The sequence below is a fragment of the Ruegeria sp. HKCCD9138 genome (assembly GCF_057220975.1).
Map to the genome: position 1 here is coordinate 140,373 of NZ_JBWVAZ010000012.1, position 16,740 is coordinate 157,112.

The 16,740-nt window shown below is 58.5% G+C and carries 14 protein-coding genes; 5 read left to right on the forward strand and 9 right to left on the reverse strand.

Features of this window, described 5'->3' with window-relative positions; all coding sequences use genetic code 11:
- The first annotated feature begins 67 nt into the window (after nucleotides 1-67).
- Nucleotides 68-589: a glutathione peroxidase gene (locus AC2TEL_RS18535; protein WP_480844498.1), complete on the forward strand. Its 522-nt coding sequence runs from the start codon at nucleotides 68-70 to the stop codon at nucleotides 587-589.
- Here the strand turns inward: AC2TEL_RS18535 and AC2TEL_RS18540 are convergent.
- From AC2TEL_RS18540 to AC2TEL_RS18565, 6 genes are all read right to left on the reverse strand, one after another.
- Nucleotides 565-1,452: a DMT family transporter gene (locus tag AC2TEL_RS18540; RefSeq protein WP_480906035.1), complete on the reverse strand. Its 888-nt coding sequence runs from the start codon at nucleotides 1,450-1,452 to the stop codon at nucleotides 565-567. The genes AC2TEL_RS18535 and AC2TEL_RS18540 overlap by 25 nt on opposite strands.
- 226 nt (nucleotides 1,453-1,678) lie before the next feature.
- Nucleotides 1,679-2,068, reverse strand: coding sequence for a GFA family protein (locus AC2TEL_RS18545; RefSeq protein ID WP_480906037.1), 390 nt, complete (start codon nucleotides 2,066-2,068; stop codon nucleotides 1,679-1,681).
- Between the two features lie 175 nt (nucleotides 2,069-2,243).
- Complete coding sequence (locus AC2TEL_RS18550) at nucleotides 2,244-2,531, reverse strand: HU family DNA-binding protein (protein WP_010442901.1); 288 nt, start codon at nucleotides 2,529-2,531, stop codon at nucleotides 2,244-2,246.
- A 130-nt stretch (nucleotides 2,532-2,661) separates the two neighbouring features.
- A complete protein-coding gene (locus tag AC2TEL_RS18555; protein WP_480844495.1) occupies nucleotides 2,662-4,125 on the reverse strand; it encodes an AMP nucleosidase in 1,464 nt (487 codons plus the stop codon).
- Nucleotides 4,122-5,924, reverse strand: a complete 1,803-nt coding sequence (gene ade, locus AC2TEL_RS18560; RefSeq protein ID WP_480906040.1) for an adenine deaminase — start codon at nucleotides 5,922-5,924, stop codon at nucleotides 4,122-4,124. The genes AC2TEL_RS18555 and ade overlap by 4 nt, the downstream gene beginning before the upstream one ends.
- A 175-nt stretch (nucleotides 5,925-6,099) precedes the next feature.
- Entirely contained in the window at nucleotides 6,100-6,981 is an 882-nt protein-coding gene (locus tag AC2TEL_RS18565; protein WP_480863233.1) for a LysR substrate-binding domain-containing protein, read from the reverse strand.
- A gap of 123 nt (nucleotides 6,982-7,104) precedes the next feature.
- On the opposite strand from AC2TEL_RS18565, the gene AC2TEL_RS18570 reads away from it, so the two are divergent.
- Both AC2TEL_RS18570 and AC2TEL_RS18575 read left to right on the forward strand, forming a co-directional pair.
- Nucleotides 7,105-7,860 carry a class II aldolase and adducin N-terminal domain-containing protein gene (locus AC2TEL_RS18570; RefSeq protein ID WP_480863235.1) on the forward strand — a complete coding sequence of 252 codons (756 nt, stop codon included), beginning with the start codon at nucleotides 7,105-7,107 and terminating at the stop codon, nucleotides 7,858-7,860.
- Between the two features lie 22 nt (nucleotides 7,861-7,882).
- Nucleotides 7,883-8,869 (forward strand): sterol desaturase family protein, encoded by a 987-nt coding sequence (locus AC2TEL_RS18575; protein ID WP_480844491.1) that lies wholly within the window; start codon nucleotides 7,883-7,885, stop codon nucleotides 8,867-8,869.
- 72 nt (nucleotides 8,870-8,941) lie between these two features.
- Here AC2TEL_RS18575 and AC2TEL_RS18580 read toward each other — a convergent pair whose 3' ends face one another.
- Nucleotides 8,942-9,574 carry a class I SAM-dependent DNA methyltransferase gene (locus AC2TEL_RS18580; protein ID WP_480863237.1) on the reverse strand — a complete coding sequence of 211 codons (633 nt, stop codon included), beginning with the start codon at nucleotides 9,572-9,574 and terminating at the stop codon, nucleotides 8,942-8,944.
- Between the two features lie 88 nt (nucleotides 9,575-9,662).
- On the opposite strand from AC2TEL_RS18580, the gene AC2TEL_RS18585 reads away from it, so the two are divergent.
- The gene (locus AC2TEL_RS18585; RefSeq protein WP_480906043.1) at nucleotides 9,663-10,520 is read left to right on the forward strand and encodes an SDR family oxidoreductase; all 858 of its coding nucleotides are present in this window, start codon (nucleotides 9,663-9,665) and stop codon (nucleotides 10,518-10,520) included.
- Between the two features lie 36 nt (nucleotides 10,521-10,556).
- Here the strand turns inward: AC2TEL_RS18585 and AC2TEL_RS18590 are convergent, their stop codons facing one another.
- The gene (locus AC2TEL_RS18590; RefSeq protein WP_480906045.1) at nucleotides 10,557-12,020 is read right to left on the reverse strand and encodes an NAD-dependent succinate-semialdehyde dehydrogenase; all 1,464 of its coding nucleotides are present in this window, start codon (nucleotides 12,018-12,020) and stop codon (nucleotides 10,557-10,559) included.
- 133 nt (nucleotides 12,021-12,153) lie between these two features.
- Nucleotides 12,154-13,782: a GMC family oxidoreductase gene (locus tag AC2TEL_RS18595; RefSeq protein WP_480906048.1), complete on the reverse strand. Its 1,629-nt coding sequence runs from the start codon at nucleotides 13,780-13,782 to the stop codon at nucleotides 12,154-12,156.
- 406 nt (nucleotides 13,783-14,188) lie between these two features.
- On the opposite strand from AC2TEL_RS18595, the gene katG reads away from it, so the two are divergent.
- Nucleotides 14,189-16,396, forward strand: a complete 2,208-nt coding sequence (gene katG, locus AC2TEL_RS18600) for a catalase/peroxidase HPI (RefSeq protein ID WP_480906051.1) — start codon at nucleotides 14,189-14,191, stop codon at nucleotides 16,394-16,396.
- The last annotated feature ends 344 nt before the right edge of the window (nucleotides 16,397-16,740 follow it).

The following is a 16,740-nucleotide window of genomic DNA, read 5'->3' on the forward strand; positions in this document are numbered from 1 at the left end:
TCGCGCGCATGTGCTAATGATCCGAAAGCCGGGTAGGCGCGTAGACTTCAGAAAGGGAGGATGCGACATGTACCGACTGCTTTTACTGACTGCGCTACTGTTGATCGGCCGAGCCGTTCAGGCGGCCCCGGTATCCGGAGTGTTTGACTCGATCGACGGCGGATACCTGTCGATGGAAGACTGGCGTGGCCAACCTGTTCTGGTGGTGAATACGGCGTCGCAATGCGGGTTCACCGGTCAGTACGCAGATCTGCAGAAGATGCACGACACCTATTCTGACCGTGGGTTGGTGGTTCTGGCCGTACCGTCGGATTCTTTCAATCAGGAGTTAGGTTCCGCAGACGAGGTCAAAGAGTTCTGCGAAATGAACTATGGCCTGACCCTGCCGATGACGGATATCACGGAGGTCAAGGGGCCTGACGCACACCCGTTCTACAAGGCGGTCGCTGCGGACACCGGATTTGTTCCCAGCTGGAACTTCAACAAGATACTAGTCGATGCGCAGGGTTCGGTCGTTGCAACCTATGGTTCCGCCACCAGGCCGGACGCCCCCAATCTGTTACGTCAGATCGAGGCTCTGCTTCCCTGAACCGGCTGACGGGCCAGTTGCACTGCCAGAATGCCGATCGTGGTGACAGCCACGCCCAGCACGTCCATCGGGCCCAGCTTTTCGCCCAGAAGGACCGCCGCGATCGCCACACCAAAGACCGGGTTCAAGAAATGAAATGTTGCGGCTCGGACAGGACCAATCCGGTTCAGCAGCAGGAACCATATCAAAGTGGCAAGCAAGCCCGGGAACAGCGTGGTGTAGGTGAAGGCCAATGCCAATGGTACCGTCGGATGGATGTAGATCGTCTCAAACAAGGGTGCGGCAACAAACAGAACGGCCGAACCTATGAACATCTGCAGCCCGACCACCATCATGAAATTCCCGCCCGAGGTGGCTCCGCGCACGGACAAGGTTGCAAAGGTCAGAGCCAATGCGCCGATACCACACAGTGCAACACCGAACAGGTCTATGCCGGCATTGATCCGGCTGCTCATGATCAGGGCGACACCTGCAAAACCGCCCAATAAGCCGATCAACCCGATAGGCCTCAACCGTTCGCCCAGAAACAGCCAACCGGCCAGCGCAACCAGCAGCGGCATGGTCGATGCAATGATGGCTGCGACCGACGCTTCGACCGTTTGCATCGCGTAAAAGTTCAGACCCAAATAAAGGGCGTTCTGGCAAATTCCGAAAATGATGGTGGCGCGCCATTGGCCGCGGGTCAGGCGCCAGCTTTGGCCCATAGCCCGCGCAATCAGCACGCCCAGCAGACCAGAGATCAGAAACCGGACGGCCAGCGAAAACAGTGGCGACGCGTCCGCAACAATGATCCGTGCCGAGGTAAACGCCGAAGACCAGATAAACGCAAATACAAGCCCCATGGCTATGGCGCGCAGATCCATGGAGACCCCCTGTCAAACCACCGGGACTGTTCCCGATTTTCCGGTTGCCCGCAAGCACCGCACTGCAAGAACGGCGCATTTCCTGATTCTAGGTCGCCTTAGGCTGTAATTCAGGCACCAAAATCAAAAAAGATGTCCGAGAGGGCACATCTTGAGTTTTCACGTGATTCAGAGGCTTCACTGATGCGTTCCGAAACGCAGCCAGGCGGCTTGATGGTCGCATATGTCAATCCTTGGTTGTGGCACCGGTCCGATCCCGTTCAAATTGTTTCAATCCCGGGAATTGAGGCAGCCAACCTTCCCTGCGTATGCACCAGCTTTCATAGGTCGGCTTGAATCGGTTCGGCTGATCCAGCGAACCCAAATGCAGCTCGATTTCCCTGCCGCTTTGGGCGAAGACCGACGCGCCGCAATTGGGACAAAAGTGGCGCCCTTCGTAGCTTCGGCTCTGCCCCTTTATTTCGACCGCCTCATCAGGGTATATTGCGGCCGCATAAAACAAGGCACCGTGGTGTTTTCGACAATTCAGGCAGTGGCATATCCCCACCCTGAGCGGGTTCCCTGACGCGACGAAGCGAACGTTTCCGCATACGCAGCTTCCGGTATAGCGGTCCATGTCGTGCCTTTCATCACTCGGTAAATCCCAAACAGGTTACAAACCTATCCTGAATTTGCCTTTCAACAAAACCACCAGTCGCCTCCTTCGGCGCGGGCCGATGGGTCTTTCTGCTATGCAACGAAAAAGGGCCCCCGAAAGGCGGCCCTCAATCGTTTTGCAATGTCGGCTGATGTCAACCGTTCACGCTGTCCTTCAGGGCTTTCGCGATGGTCATCTTGACCACTTTGTCAGCTTCCTTCTTGAACTGCTCGCCAGTTGCGGGGTTGCGAACCATGCGCTCGGGGCGTTCACGGCAGTAGATCTTGCCGACACCGGGCAGGGTCACTGCACCGCCGGCCGACACTTCGCGGGTGATCAGGCCGGTCATGGCCTCAAGTGCCGCGTTTGCGGATTTCTTGTCGGTTCCCATTTCCTCAGCGAGAGCAGCAACCAGCTGAGTCTTTGTCATAGGCTTTGCCATTTCTTGGTCTCCTTAACGTGCCCGATAATTTGGGCCTCACCGCGTAACTGTAACGGGATATTGTGAGTGAACACAACGAATAGTAGCGTCGAAAACCCTAAAAATATGGGGAAAACGTTGCTTTTTTGCTTCAGAGAAAGGCCGTTTCGTCGAATGAACGCAATTTCCGGCTGTGTAACCGTTCCAACGGCATTCCGCGAAGACGTTCCATCGCGCGTATCCCGATGGCCAAATGGCGGCTGACTTGCGTGGTATAGAAGGCCGAAGCCATGCCTGGCAATTTCAATTCCCCATGCAAGGGTTTGTCTGAAACACAGAGCAACGTGCCGTATGGAACCCGGAACCGATAACCGTTGGCAGCGATCGTGGCGCTTTCCATATCCAGTGCAATCGCCCGTGATTGGCTGAGCCGTTGTACCGGGCCGGACTGGTCGCGCAACTCCCAGTTGCGGTTGTCAACCGATGCCACGGTGCCGGTGCGCATGATCCGCTTGAGCTCGTAGCCTTCCAGCTTTGTAACCTCGGCCACCGCTTGCTCCAGAGCCACCTGAATTTCGGCCAACGGCGGGATCGGAACCCAAACCGGCAGATCATCATCCAGCACCTTGTCTTCGCGCAGATAGGCATGGGCCAGCACGAAGTCACCAAGCGCCTGCGTGTTCCGCAGCCCGGCGCAATGCCCCACCATCAACCAGGCATGCGGACGCAGAACGGCGATGTGGTCGGTGGCAGTTTTGGCATTCGAAGGCCCCACGCCGATATTGACCAGCGTGATCCCGGACCCATCTGCCCGCTTCAGGTGATAGGTCGGCATCTGCGGCAGCTTCAGTGGCTGCTTCAGCGTTGCATTCTGATCCGTGATCTCGACATTTCCGGTCGAGACAAAACTGATGTAGCCGCTGTCCGGGTCTGCCAACTGCGCGCGCGCATAGGCTTCGAATTCAGATACGTAGAACTGGTAGTTGGTGAACAGAACGTGATTCTGGAAATGGCTGGGGTCGGTAGCCGTGTAATGCGCCAGCCTGGCCAGAGAGTAATCGACGCGCTGCGCGGTGAACAGCGACAAAGGCCCGACTTCGTCTTCGCTGCCATGCAATCCGTTGACGATGTCATCATTGGTAGTCGTCAGATCAGGAACATCGAACACATCGCGCAGGGTAAACCCGGCCGCTCCCTGATGCGGGACAACAAGATCGGGATTGTTTGCAACCGCAAAATGCACCGGAATCGGAGTATCCGAGGCGCCGATCGTTACCGGTTGGTCGTGGTTCTTGATCAACAGGGCGATTTGTTGCGTCAGGTATGATCTGAACAGATCTGGCCGAGTGACAGTCGTGGCATGGGTGCCGGGTTCGGACACGTGCCCAAAACTTAAACGGCTGTCGACCTGTGCGTAGGACGTCGTCTTGATGCGAATTTCCGGGTAATAGGCCCTGAATCGCGCACTTGGAGTCCCCTGATGCATTGCCTCGGCAAAGTTATCGCATAGAAACCCGGTGGCCTGTTCGTAGAGCTCCTCAAGCCGCGCAACCGCGGCTTCGGGATCGGTAAACTGTTCCGGTTTCGGCGCGTCAGGTATTTTTATTGTTGTCATGCAAGTGGTTCCAGAAGGTCGATCTTTTCAAATGTGCGCACGTCCACAAGCCCAAGGTCCGAAATCCTGAGTTCGGGGATTACGACAAGTGCGAGCAGTGAGTGCTGCATGTAAGCGTTGTTGAGCGTGCAACCGCAGGCCTCCATGGCCTCGCCTATATTCTGTGCCTTTTTGGCGACTTGACCCGCGGGGCTGTCGGACATCAGCCCGGCGATCGGCAATTCGACCAGAGCCAGTTCCTGCCCGTCCCGGAAGATGGTTATGCCGCCGCCCACTTCGGCCAGTCGGTTGGCGGCCAGCGCCATTTGCTCACGATCAGTGCCGACAACAATCATGTGGTGACTGTCATGCGCCACCGTCGACGCCATCGCCATCCGGCCCTCATAGCCAAAGCCCGAGACAAAGGCGTTCGTAACCCCTCCGGTCGCGCGGTGCCGTTCAACCAGCGCAATCTGGCAAACGTCGCCTTCGCCCTCGACCAATCCCTCGACAATCGGCAATTCGGCCTTAAGGGCCTTTGTTGGAGCCTGATTTTCCACCACACCGATCACGTTGGCCTGAACCCGGTTCGCGCCTGCCGGGGCGTCGATCTCGAAATCGCTAGCGGTTAGTTCGTGCCCCAGATGTACGGTGTTCCGTGCCCTTTCAGGCCAGCGAAGATGGGGGCAATCCACCCTGATCTCTCCGTTTTCGGCAACAATCTGGCCTCGGGCTATGACCGTCTCAATCGGCAATTCCGTCAAGTCCGAGGACAGGATTATGTCTGCCCGCCGTCCAGGCGTAATCGAGCCAATCTCACGTTCCAGACCGAAATGCGAGGCCGTGTTGATAGTTGCCATCTGCAAAGCGACCAGCGGGTCGCAGCCACAGGCAATTGCGTGCCGCACGACCCGATTCATATGCCCGTCATTGACCAGAGTGCCCGAGTGGCAGTCATCCGTGCACAGGATGAAGTTGCGTGAGTCGAGCCCTTTTTCCGTGACAGCTGTGATCTGACTTTCCACATCATACCAGGCCGACCCCAATCGCATCATGGACCGCATCCCCTGCCGCACACGCGCTATGGCATCCGCTTCGCAGGTGCCCTCGTGATCATCGGCCGGACCGCCGGCAACATAAGCCGAAAAATCAGACCCTAAATCAGGGGAAGCATAGTGTCCGCCGACTGTCTTGCCGGCGTTTTGTGTCGCGGCGATTTCAGCGAGCATCTTGGGATCGCCGTTGATGACCCCCGGGAAATTCATCATCTCGCCCAGACCGATGATTCCGGGCCAGTCCATCGCCGCGACCACGTCCTCAGGCGTGATTTCATACCCAGTCGTTTCCAGCCCCGGCGCCGAGGGTGCGCAGGACGGCATCTGGGTAAAGATGTTCACCGGCTGCATCATCCCCTCGTCGTGCATCATGCGCACGCCGTCCAGACCCAGCACATTGGCGATTTCATGCGGGTCAGAGAACATCGATGTGGTTCCATGCGGGATAACGGCCCGTGCAAATTCGGCCGGGGTCAGCATACCCGACTCGATATGCATGTGAGCGTCGCACAACCCCGGGATCATGTATCGACCCCTGGCTTCAATCACTTGAGTGTTCGGGCCGATGCAATGACTGGCATCCTTGCCGACATAAGCCACGCGTCCTTCGGCAATCGCAATGTCGTGGTCTGGCAATGCTTCACGGCTATGAACATTGATCCAAACCCCGCCGCGAATGACCATATCGGCGGTATCGCGTCCGGCGGCAACCGCAATCAGACGGGGGGCAGTTTCGGGCCAACTTGGGAAAGGTTTGTATTCCATGGCCCAACTTTCCCTAATGCGCCGAAAGGTGCAACCCCCGGAGTTAGCGTTATCATGAAAGCATCACATATCACGTAATGATCGGATTGCGCGCCACCGCAGCGCGTCAGCGCTGCCCGGCCCAACCAGAGGAGAGGCCCGACAGGGCGCCGACGATGGGCGGGAGAGCCCCGGGTTATGAGTCCCCGTGCGGTTCCGTGTTAATTTCCCGCCTTATCCAGTCGGCGAAAGTTACCGCCCCGGGGGTTTCTTCGGCCTGAGGCGACAGCAACAGGTAATAGGCTTCGGGCATGGTGGCGCGGTGTTCGAACGGGGCAATCAGACGCCCTTGATCGATCAGATCCTGCGCGATCGTGTCGTGCGCCAGACACAGGCCACCTCCGGCCATCACCGCGGACAGGCAGACAAGATAGGTCGTCGCGTAAGTCACGGGCTGATTTCCCCATGTTAGACCCTGAGATTCGATCCAACTTGACCAGTTGGACATCAGGTTTGAACAGTCAAACAGCTGATGCTGATCCAGTTCTTCCAAGCGGACGGTGTAGTCAGGTGCACAAACGGGGTAATAGTGATCGGTCCGCAAAAGCTCGGTCCTGACCGTGTCTGCGGGTCGAAGGGAGTACCGGATCTCTATCGCGGCACCCTCGGCCATTTCGCGGGGCTCCCACAGTTCCGTAAAGATGTTGAGCTGCACGTCCGGATGTTGGGCGCGAAACCGGGGCAGTCGGGGCGCCAGCCAATTGACCGCAAATGTGAGGTTGCACTGAACCTGCACCGCATTCTGCTGGGCTCCGGTCACTGCCTGAGTTCCCCGGACCAATGTCCGAAACGCTTCGCGCACCACGGGCAGGTATGTGATTCCGGCTTCGGTCAGTTCCAGCACACGGGGGCGGCGCAGGAAGAGTGGCTGGCCCAGATACCCTTCCAGCGACTTGATCTGCTGGCTGACGGCGCTTTGTGTCATGTTCAGATCACGGGCCGCGCCGGTAAAGGACAGGTGCCGGGCAGCAGCCTCGAAAGTGCGCAACCAACCCAGTGGCGGAAGGGGATTCTGCATCTGCATAACTCAGCCATTAGTTCAGCTAATGGAATAGTTGCGTTTTTTTCGTTGGTCAAATGACAAACCGACATGCACGATTTGCACCGAGAATACCGAAACGCCCAGCACAGGAGCCCCGGGATGAGCGTTACCAACCTGCGCCCCAACATTGATCACTGGTCCGAACGCGTCGATATGGCAGCGGCCTTTCGCTGGACCGAGCGGCTGAACATGCATGAAGGGGTGGCCAACCATTTCAGCCTGGCCGTCAACGAGGAAGGTACTCAATTCCTGATGAACCCCAACCAGATGCATTTTGCGCGCATCCGGGCCTCGGACTTGTTGCTGTTGGATGCAAATGATCCGGATGTCATGTCCCAGCCCGGCGCGCCCGATCCGACGGCTTGGGGGTTGCACGGATCGATCCACCGTCATTGCCCGCACGCGCGGTGTGTGATGCATGTGCATTCGATTTTTGCCACTGTTCTGGCCTCGCTGGCGGACAGCAATCTGCCCCCGATCGATCAGAATACGGCCACGTTTTTCAATCGTTATGTCATTGATGACGAGTTTGGCGGACTGGCCTTCGAAAGTGAAGGAGAGCGTTGTGCCGGTATGCTGTCCGACCCGAAAATGAAGGTCATGATCATGGGCAATCATGGCGTTCTGGTTATCGGCAGCGATGTCGGAGATGCCTTTAACAGGCTCTATTATTTCGAACGGGCAGCGGAAACCTATATCCGCGCGCTGCAAACCGGGCAGCCCATGCGCGTTCTCTCCGACGAGATTGCAGAGAAAACCGCACAAGAGCTGGACGACTACCCGGGGCAGGCCGATGCGCATCTGCGCGAGATCAAGGCCGTTCTGGACGCAGAAAACTCGGATTACGCAACTTGAATCTCAGCAAAGAGTGCAGGCCATGACTGATGTTCACGATCCCGAAGCCGCGCGCTGGCATTACCGACCCGAAGGACCCGTTGGCCTGAACCCGCTGTTCAGCTGGCCGCCGCGCCCGATGGCGGTGTTGAACTGGTACAGGGGCGCCTGGCTGCAGATAACTTCGCTGACCCTGTGCATGGGATTGGCGTTGATTGTCTATTTTGCGTTTCTGCCGCCGCTTGAGACCATGCAGAGTTTCGCGCCGGGCTGGATGTTCCGTGTCTGGTTGCTGAACATGGTGCCGCAGATCCTGATCGCCGGTGGCCTGCATTGGTGGTTGTACATGCGAAAAGGTCAGGGCATGTACAAGAAGTTCGACCGGCGTGATCTGACCCGCGACAATGGCACGTTCACATTCCGCAATCAGGTTCTGGACAATATCTGGTGGACACTGGGCAGCGCGATGACCGTCGCGACGGTCTATCAATGGCTGATCTACTGGGCGATGGCCAATGCCTATGTGCCGGTGATCACCTGGGCGGCCGCACCGGTGTGGTTCGTGATCTGGATGATGTTCATTCCGATGTGGTCCGGGCTGCACTTCTACTGGGTGCATCGCCTCGAACATCACCCTAAACTGTATAAACACGTCCACGCCGTGCACCATCGCAACGTCAACACCGGCCCGTGGTCCGGGATTTCAAATCACTGGTTCGAGAACCTGCTGTATTTCACCACCTATTTCGTTCACCTGATTATCCCCTCACACCCGCTGCACCTGCTGTTTCACGCCTACTTCCAGCAGATCAGCCCGGTGCTGTCTCATTCGGGGTTCGAAAAGCTGAAAACCGGGGAAACGGAAGCCGCTCGTGCCGGAGATTTCTTTCATCAACTGCATCACCGGTATTTCGAGTGCAACTATGGCACCTCGGAGATCCCGTTCGACAAATGGTTCGGGACGTATCACGATGGCTCGGCTGAGGCGACGACCCGCACGCGCGCTTACAAAAAGCAGATGTACACATAGCAACGTGGGCCCCTTCTTGGGGCCGCGCCTCCCTCCCCGGAAAGTATGGGCACGGCTCTGAACAGTTCGATTTCAGGATTTTTCGAACAGCGCGATCAGGGCCTCGTCATCCTTGTTCGGACCTGCGGCAAGGCTGCCGTAGATTCGAACCCGTTTCAGGGTCAGGTTCTCTATCTGCCCGTCTTCCAACTGACTCAGGGCCTCGGCAAAACCCAGGCTTTCATAGTGCCTGGCATTGATTGAAATGGCGAATTGCGCACCGGGTCGAGCCGCGCGCAGGAGGGCGGGGAAAACCTCGGGTCCCAAATGGCCATGCGTGAACGTGCCTGAGGAAACGATCCCGGCATAACTGTCGCGTGGCACCGGCAAGCCCTGATGCAGGTCGACTTCTATCGCGTCACGGTAGATGTCCTTGCGCATGGCTTCTTCCAGCATCTCGGCGCTGATATCGGTCGCATCAATCGGACCGACGCCAAGCCCCGCCAGCACTGCGCCGCAAAGCCCGGTGCCGGCCCCGACATCCAAAACGGGGCCTTGCCCCCCGGCGCTGACAAAGGCGCGGGCCGTGTGGATGTGCAGCTGATAATCTTCCAGCGCTGCAAATCCTTCGTCATAATCACCGGCCCATTCCGCATAGAGGCGTTTGTTGTCCTCGGGCGTTTTCAGCGCGTAGGCGGCATCCAGGTTTGGTTTCTTCTCGCTCATGTTTTCATGAAGGCGCATCCCGGGATTCGAATCAAGTGCGTCCATCCGGCGCTTGCATCCCGGCGCAGGTCGGATCATCAAAGGGGGCATGACAGGCACTCTTTTCTCTTTCGGACATGGATATTCAGCCCGGGCGTTGTCGCGCCACCTGGCCCCGCAGGGCTGGCGGGTCATTGGAACAACACGGGATGCCGGGCAAGTGGACATCATCCGCGCTTCGGGTGCCGAGCCGACAATCTGGCCAGGCATCGTTCCCGATCTTGATGGTGTGACCCACCTATTGATCTCGACCGCACCCAAAGCGGCTGGCGATCCGGTTCTTGCAGAGCTGCGTGAAGAAATTGCGTCGCGTGCCGGGCAATTCGATTGGGTCGGCTATTTGTCGACCACTGCCGTCTATGGTGATCATCAGGGCGACTGGGTGGACGAATCAACGCCACCCACACCAACGGCGGAACGCGGGCGCTGGCGCGTCAAGGCCGAAACCCAGTGGGCAGGTATTCCTGATCTGCCCCTGCATATTTTCCGTCTCGCCGGTATCTATGGCCCCGGACGCGGCCCCTTTTCCAAGTTGCGGCGCGGAGGGCTGCGCCGGATCATCAAACCGGGTCAGGTGTTTTCGCGCATTCATGTCGAGGATATCGCACAGGTACTGGCCGCGTCGATGAAGCACCCCAATCCCGGCGCGATCTATAATGTCTGTGACGACGAACCCGTGCCACCGCAGGACGTGATCGGGTACGCCGCGGAATTGCAGGGCCTGCCCCTGCCGCCAGCCGTTCCTTTTGACAAGGCGGACATGACCCCGATGGCGCGCAGCTTTTACAATGAAAACAAGCGGGTGCGAAATGACCGGATCAAGTCCGAGCTGGGCGTCACATTGCTCTATCCCAACTATCGCGTCGGGTTGGAGGCGCTGATGAAGGATCAGGCCAGCGCCTCCTGAGCGTTGGCCCGAACCCGGAAGGGTTCGGGCAGTGGTCTATTCGGCGTCGATGCCGCCCATGCACAGGTATTTGAGCTCCAGGAAGTCATCGAGACCGTAGCGTGAGCCTTCACGGCCGAGGCCGGACATCTTGACGCCGCCAAAGGGCGCCTCGGCTGTGGAAATCAGCCCGGTGTTGATACCGACCATACCATATTCCAGCGCCTCGGAGACACGCCAGACCCGCGCCATGTCTCGCGAGTAAAAGTAGGAGGCGAGCCCGAACTCGGTATCATTGGCCGCAGCCACGACCTCGCTTTCGGTGTCGAATTTGAACAGGGGTGCAACGGGGCCAAAGGTCTCCTCGGTCGCGACGGCCATCTCGGAAGTGACCCCGGTCAGGATGGTGGGCTCGAAGAAAGTGCCACCCAGTTCGTGTTCTTTGCCGCCCAGAGTGACCTCGGCCCCTTTCGACGTGGCATCCGAGATATGCTCGGCCACTTTCTCCACTGCGGCTTGGTCGATCAGCGGACCAAAGACGATGCCCTCGTCAAAACCATTACCGGTGGGCAGGGTGGCGACCTTGTCGCGCAGCTTGGCGGCAAATTCATCATAGACCCCGGACTGAACGTAGATGCGGTTGGCGCAGACACAGGTTTGGCCGTTGTTGCGGAACTTGGCGATCACAGCGCCTTCGACGGCCGCATCCAGATCGGCGTCATCGAACACGATGAAGGGCGCGTTGCCGCCCAGTTCCAGACCCAGCTTCTTGATTGTCGGTGCACATTGCGCATAGAGCAGCGCGCCGATCTCGGTCGAGCCGGTAAAGGTCAGTTTCTGAACCGTCGGGTTGCCGGTCATCTCGCCGCCAATTCCACGAGCCGAGCCGGTCACGACCGAGAACAGCCCCTCGGGCACTCCGGCCCGTTCGGCCAGGACTGCCAGCGCGATGGCCGAGAAAGGCGTCTGGCTGGCCGGTTTCAGGACCATCGAACAGCCCGCGGCCAATGCGGGGCCTGCCTTGCGGGTAATCATCGCGTTGGGGAAGTTCCACGGCGTGATGGCTGCCACAACGCCGATCGGCTGCTTGATGGTTACAATACGTTTGTCGGGCGCGTGGCTGGGGGTGACGTCGCCATAGGCACGACGGGCCTCTTCGGCGAACCACTCGATAAAGCTGGCGCCATAGGCGACCTCGCCCGTGGCCTCGGCCAGTGGTTTGCCCTGTTCTGCGGTCAAAATCGCGCCCAGATCGTGCTGGTTCTCCAACATCAGTTCATACCAGCGGCGCAGGATCTGGCTGCGCTCTTTCGCGGTGCGTCTGGCCCAGCCGTGGCGCGCGGTTTCGGCAGCGGCAATAGCTTCGGCCGTCTCGATGGCGCCCAGATTCGGCACATGGCCGATGATTTCGCCTGTGGCCGGGTTAGTGACGGCCAAGCCCGAGGCCGGATCAGCATCAATCCAGCGCGTGCCCACAAGGGCGGCCTCGCGCAGCAAACTGGGGTCATTAAGTGGCAGCATTGCTCGATCCTTCAGAAAACTCACGTACCGTTGGCGGCGTGGTTCGCCGGACAACGGCGCGACCTTACCCGGTGAGGACCACGTCGAAAAGACAGCATCGAGTGATCTGTTGCCGCATGCGCCGGTGGCCCGTTCAAGCTGCTGTTGCGCTGTCCTCAAGGATCATGTCGGCAGCTTTTTCGGCAATCATGATTGTAGGGGCATTTGTATTGCCAGATACAAGAGTTGGCATGATCGACGCGTCCACGACCCGCAATCCCTCTATCCCCCGGACCCGCAGGGTCGGGTCGACCACCGCCATGTCGTCCGTTCCCATTCTGCACGTACCAACAGGGTGATAGATCGTGTCTGCCCGGGCGCGGATGTGCTGTTCCCAGTCCGCATCGGTTTGGGCTGCGCCTGTTCCGAACATCTCTTTTTGTCTGAACCTGGCCATCGCAGGGGCTTGCAGGATGTCTCGTGTCATCCGGGCACCTGCGATCATCGTGTCCAAGTCGCGGGGGTCGGACAAGAACTGCGGATCGATGGCGGGTGCCGCCATCGGGTCGACACTGGCGAGTGAAACCGAGCCTCGACTTTCAGGGCGAAGTTTACAGACATGGCAACTGTAGCCGTAGCCCATATGCAGCTTGCGGGCATGATCGTCGACCAGTGCGATAGTGAAGTGAAGTTGGATGTCGGGCCGCTCCAATTCGGGCGCTGTTTTCAGAAACGCCGCGCCTTCGGCGAATGGCGTGGCCGCCATCGATACGCCCGATTTACGCCAGCGCCATAAGTGACCCCCAAGTTTGGCAGCTCCGACCGGGCCGATTCCGAACGTGTCGGTGTCTTTGGTTTTGTACGCCAGTGTAAAGTCCAGATGGTCCTGAAGATTCTGCCCGACGCCGCGCAGATCGTGCCGCACCGGAATGCCATGCCGGGACAGCTCAGCGCCGTCGCCGATACCTGACAGCAGCAGCAATTGAGGTGACTTCAGTGCGCCACCGGACAACAGGACCTCGCGCCGTGCAGCTATGGTGATATCCGGTTCCGTGGCACCTTTTCGATAGACGACCCCTGTTACGCGCCTGTTGTCAAAAGCAACCCGCTGAACGTGCGCCCCGGTTATGACGGTCAGGTTGGGCCGCTTCATGACGGGAAATAAATACGCCGCCGCGGCCGAGCATCGTTCACCGTTGCGCGCAGCATCGTGAAACTGAGTGACCTGATACAGGCCGGCCCCTTCGTTGTCGCCGCCATTGAAATCATCGGTCCGGCGGTGCTGCATCTGAGCAGCAGCTTCGACAAATGCGTGAGAGATCGGGCGCGCTTCTTTCTGGTTGGAGACCTGTAGTGGACCTGCGTCGCCGTGTATCTCATCCGCCCCTCGCTCGTTGTTTTCCGCACGTTTGAAATAGGGCAGAACGCTGTCCCAATCCCAGCCCGAGCAACCCTGCTCGGCCCAGCCATCATAGTCTTGACGTTGTCCGCGAACATACAGCATGGCATTGATTGCACTGGACCCGCCCAGAGCCTTGCCGCGTGGCTGATAACTCCTGCGCCCGTTCAACCCCGGCTGCGGGACAGTTTCAAAAGCCCAGTTGTTGATCCTGGGCCGTCCCGGCAGCATTGCCACAACTGCCGCTGGCATACGCACGAGCAAACTGTCACCCCGCCCGCCTGCTTCGAGCAGGCAAACGCTGACCCGCGGGTTGGCGCTCAGCCTGTTGGCCAGAACCGATCCGGCGGAGCCACCACCGACAATGACATAATCAAAGTCCATCCCCGACCTCTTACCTGATCTGCGACACCGAGTATGCGGCAGTTGCAGATGATCTTCACTGTGATGGCTCAGGATCAAAAGACAATCGTCAATCCGATCCTAAAGCGGGAACGTTGCGTCAGACTCTTGCAGGTCGGGGCCGTTACGCCACGTGGATTCCCATAAATAAAATCTATGATAACAATCCGAAAACAAAACTTATTTGCATGGCTTGGATTTGCTAGAGTTGAGCCAGCCAAGAAGAACGAGTCGCCAATGCATTCCTCCCGGACACTTGCCGAGATTAAAGCTGCGCCTTCCAGCAGCTTTTCAGGAATCCGTCAGAAAAGCTTAGTCTTCTTGTCGCAGTTTTCCCCTCGGAATTAACCGCACGGGCAACGACCTAAAGTCAGGATTGGAGATTGATATGGATGGAAGCGACAACCCGAATATGGGCGGATGCCCGGTAATGCATGGCGCCGGTTCCCGGTCGAACCGCGACTGGTGGCCCAATCAGCTGAACCTGTCGATCTTGCACCAGCACGGCGCGGCCTCGAACCCGATGGGTGAGGCGTTCGATTATGCCGAAGAGTTCAAAAAGCTGGATCTGAAGGCAGTTAAGGAAGACCTGTACGCGCTGATGACCGACTCTCAGGATTGGTGGCCGGCCGATTATGGTCACTATGGCGGCCTGTTTATCCGCATGGCGTGGCACAGCGCCGGCACCTATCGGACGGCCGATGGCCGCGGTGGCGGTTCAACGGGGACCCAGCGGTTTGCGCCACTCAACAGCTGGCCGGACAACGGTAACCTCGACAAGGCGCGTCGCCTGCTTTGGCCGATCAAGCAGAAATACGGCAACCAGATTTCATGGGCGGACCTGATGATCCTGGCCGGTAACTGCGCGATTGAATCCATGGGTGGTAAGACCTTTGGTTTCGCGGGCGGTCGCGAAGATGTCTGGGCGCCCGAGGAAGATATCTATTGGGGCGCCGAGACCGATTGGCTGGCGCCGACCGACAACCCCCACAGCCGGTATTCAGGTGATCGCGACCTGGAAGACCCGCTGGCCGCAGTTCAGATGGGCCTGATCTATGTGAATCCGGAAGGCCCGGACGGAGAGCCAAATGTCCTGGCCTCGGGTCGCGATATTCGCGAAACCTTCGGCCGGATGGCGATGAATGACGAGGAAACCGTCGCCCTGGTCGCAGGCGGTCACACGTTTGGCAAGGCCCACGGGGCCGGTGATCCAGCTCTGGTAGGCCCCGAGCCCGAAGCCGCACCAATCGAAGATATGGGACTGGGTTGGATCAATGAGTTCGGCAGTGGCAAGGGTGACGACACCACCACCAGTGGGATCGAAGGCGCCTGGACTGCCAATCCCACCAAATGGGACAACGGTTATTTCGACCTTCTGTTCGGATATGACTGGAACCTGACCAAGAGCCCCTCGGGCGCATGGATCTGGGAGCCGATCGGCGTCAAGGACGAAGACATGGCCCCGGCGGCGCATGATCCGTCGAAAAAGGTCAAAACCATGATGACCACCGCCGACATGGCGATGCGCATGGATCCGATCTATGGTCCGATCTCGAAACGGTTCCACGAGAACCCCGAAGAGCTGGCGGATGCTTTCGCCCGCGCCTGGTTCAAGCTGACCCATCGCGACATGGGGCCGCGCTCTCGGTATCTGGGTTCGGAAGTGCCGGGTGAAGAACTGCTGTGGCAGGACAATGTCCCGGCCGTCGATCATGAACTGATCGACAAAGCAGATGCCGCAGACCTGAAGGCCAAGACCTTGGAGACGGGGCTGTCTGTTTCAGAACTGGTGTCCACTGCGTGGGCGTCCGCGTCGACCTTCCGTGGCTCGGATATGCGAGGCGGCGCCAATGGCGCTCGTATCCGCCTTGCACCGCAAAAGGACTGGGATGTGAACGAGCCTCTGAAACTGTCCAAGGCGCTTGATGCGCTGGAAAGCGTGCAGAAGGCATTCAATGACGCGCAGCCCGGCAACAAGAAAGTGTCCCTTGCGGATGTGATCGTCCTGGGCGGTGCCGCGGCAATCGAGCAGGCCGCCAAGGCGGCGGGCCACGATGTCGAGGTTCCGTTTGCACCCGGCCGCACCGATGCAACTCAGGAGCAGACGGATGTCGATTCCTTTGCGGTGCTGGAGCCCATCGCGGATGGCTTCCGGAACTATCAGCGCAAGGAATACAGCGTCTCGCCAGAGGAGCTGCTGGTCGACAAAGCGCAACTGCTGACCTTGTCGGCGCCCGAGATGACAGTGCTCGTCGGTGGCATGCGTGTACTGGGCGGCAACTTTGGTGACAGCAAGCATGGTGTGTTTACGGATCGCGTCGGCACGCTCAGCAACGATTACTTCGTCAACCTGCTGGATATGGGCACCGAGTGGAAGCCGTCTGCAGACAGCAAGGGTGTGTACGAAGGCCGTGACCGTGCAACGGGCGACGTCAAATGGACCGGTACACGCGTTGATCTGGTCTTCGGCTCGAACTCGCAGCTGCGGGCTTTGGCCGAGGTTTATGGTCAGAACGACGCTGGCGGAAAATTCGTCTGCGACTTTGTCAGCGCCTGGAACAAGGTGATGAATGCCGATCGATTCGATCTGAGCTGATAACCATCCTTCAATAAAACCGCTTGAGCCGTCCCGTCGTAAATCACGGGGCGGTTTCTCTTTGCGGTTCAAATTGAATCGTGAGTCTCAGGGTTTTCTCCGCGCCTGAATTCGGGGAATGACAGCCATGGCAGTTTCGGAATGTAGGTGTGTGGTGCCTTTGGTGCCTTAATATTCCGGTAATGACATCTTAATTCGTTGATTTTAATTATTAATCACGGAACCGAGAAAGAAATGTGAAGTTTTTTCAAAATGGGGGTTGCAGGTCCCAGACCTAATCCGTAAATACCCCTTCACCGGCGCTGCTGAGGCGGTTGCTGGGACGCTGGAGACGGCGGAGACGG

What these genes read in the sequence shown, in the direction of transcription:
- AC2TEL_RS18535 (WP_480844498.1), top strand. Translation starts at nt 68, where the DNA reads ATGTACCGACTGCTTTTACTGACTGCGCTACTGTTGATCGGCCGAGCC.
- AC2TEL_RS18565 (WP_480863233.1), bottom strand. Translation starts at nt 6,981, where the DNA reads ATGCAGAATCCCCTTCCGCCACTGGGTTGGTTGCGCACTTTCGAGGCT.
- AC2TEL_RS18545 (WP_480906037.1), bottom strand. Translation starts at nt 2,068, where the DNA reads ATGGACCGCTATACCGGAAGCTGCGTATGCGGAAACGTTCGCTTCGTC.
- AC2TEL_RS18585 (WP_480906043.1), top strand. Translation starts at nt 9,663, where the DNA reads ATGACAGGCACTCTTTTCTCTTTCGGACATGGATATTCAGCCCGGGCG.
- ade (WP_480906040.1), bottom strand. Translation starts at nt 5,924, where the DNA reads ATGGAATACAAACCTTTCCCAAGTTGGCCCGAAACTGCCCCCCGTCTG.
- AC2TEL_RS18550 (WP_010442901.1), bottom strand. Translation starts at nt 2,531, where the DNA reads ATGGCAAAGCCTATGACAAAGACTCAGCTGGTTGCTGCTCTCGCTGAG.
- AC2TEL_RS18575 (WP_480844491.1), top strand. Translation starts at nt 7,883, where the DNA reads ATGACTGATGTTCACGATCCCGAAGCCGCGCGCTGGCATTACCGACCC.
- katG (WP_480906051.1), top strand. Translation starts at nt 14,189, where the DNA reads ATGGATGGAAGCGACAACCCGAATATGGGCGGATGCCCGGTAATGCAT.
- AC2TEL_RS18580 (WP_480863237.1), bottom strand. Translation starts at nt 9,574, where the DNA reads ATGAGCGAGAAGAAACCAAACCTGGATGCCGCCTACGCGCTGAAAACG.
- AC2TEL_RS18595 (WP_480906048.1), bottom strand. Translation starts at nt 13,782, where the DNA reads ATGGACTTTGATTATGTCATTGTCGGTGGTGGCTCCGCCGGATCGGTT.
- AC2TEL_RS18590 (WP_480906045.1), bottom strand. Translation starts at nt 12,020, where the DNA reads ATGCTGCCACTTAATGACCCCAGTTTGCTGCGCGAGGCCGCCCTTGTG.
- AC2TEL_RS18555 (WP_480844495.1), bottom strand. Translation starts at nt 4,125, where the DNA reads ATGACAACAATAAAAATACCTGACGCGCCGAAACCGGAACAGTTTACC.
- AC2TEL_RS18540 (WP_480906035.1), bottom strand. Translation starts at nt 1,452, where the DNA reads ATGGATCTGCGCGCCATAGCCATGGGGCTTGTATTTGCGTTTATCTGG.
- AC2TEL_RS18570 (WP_480863235.1), top strand. Translation starts at nt 7,105, where the DNA reads ATGAGCGTTACCAACCTGCGCCCCAACATTGATCACTGGTCCGAACGC.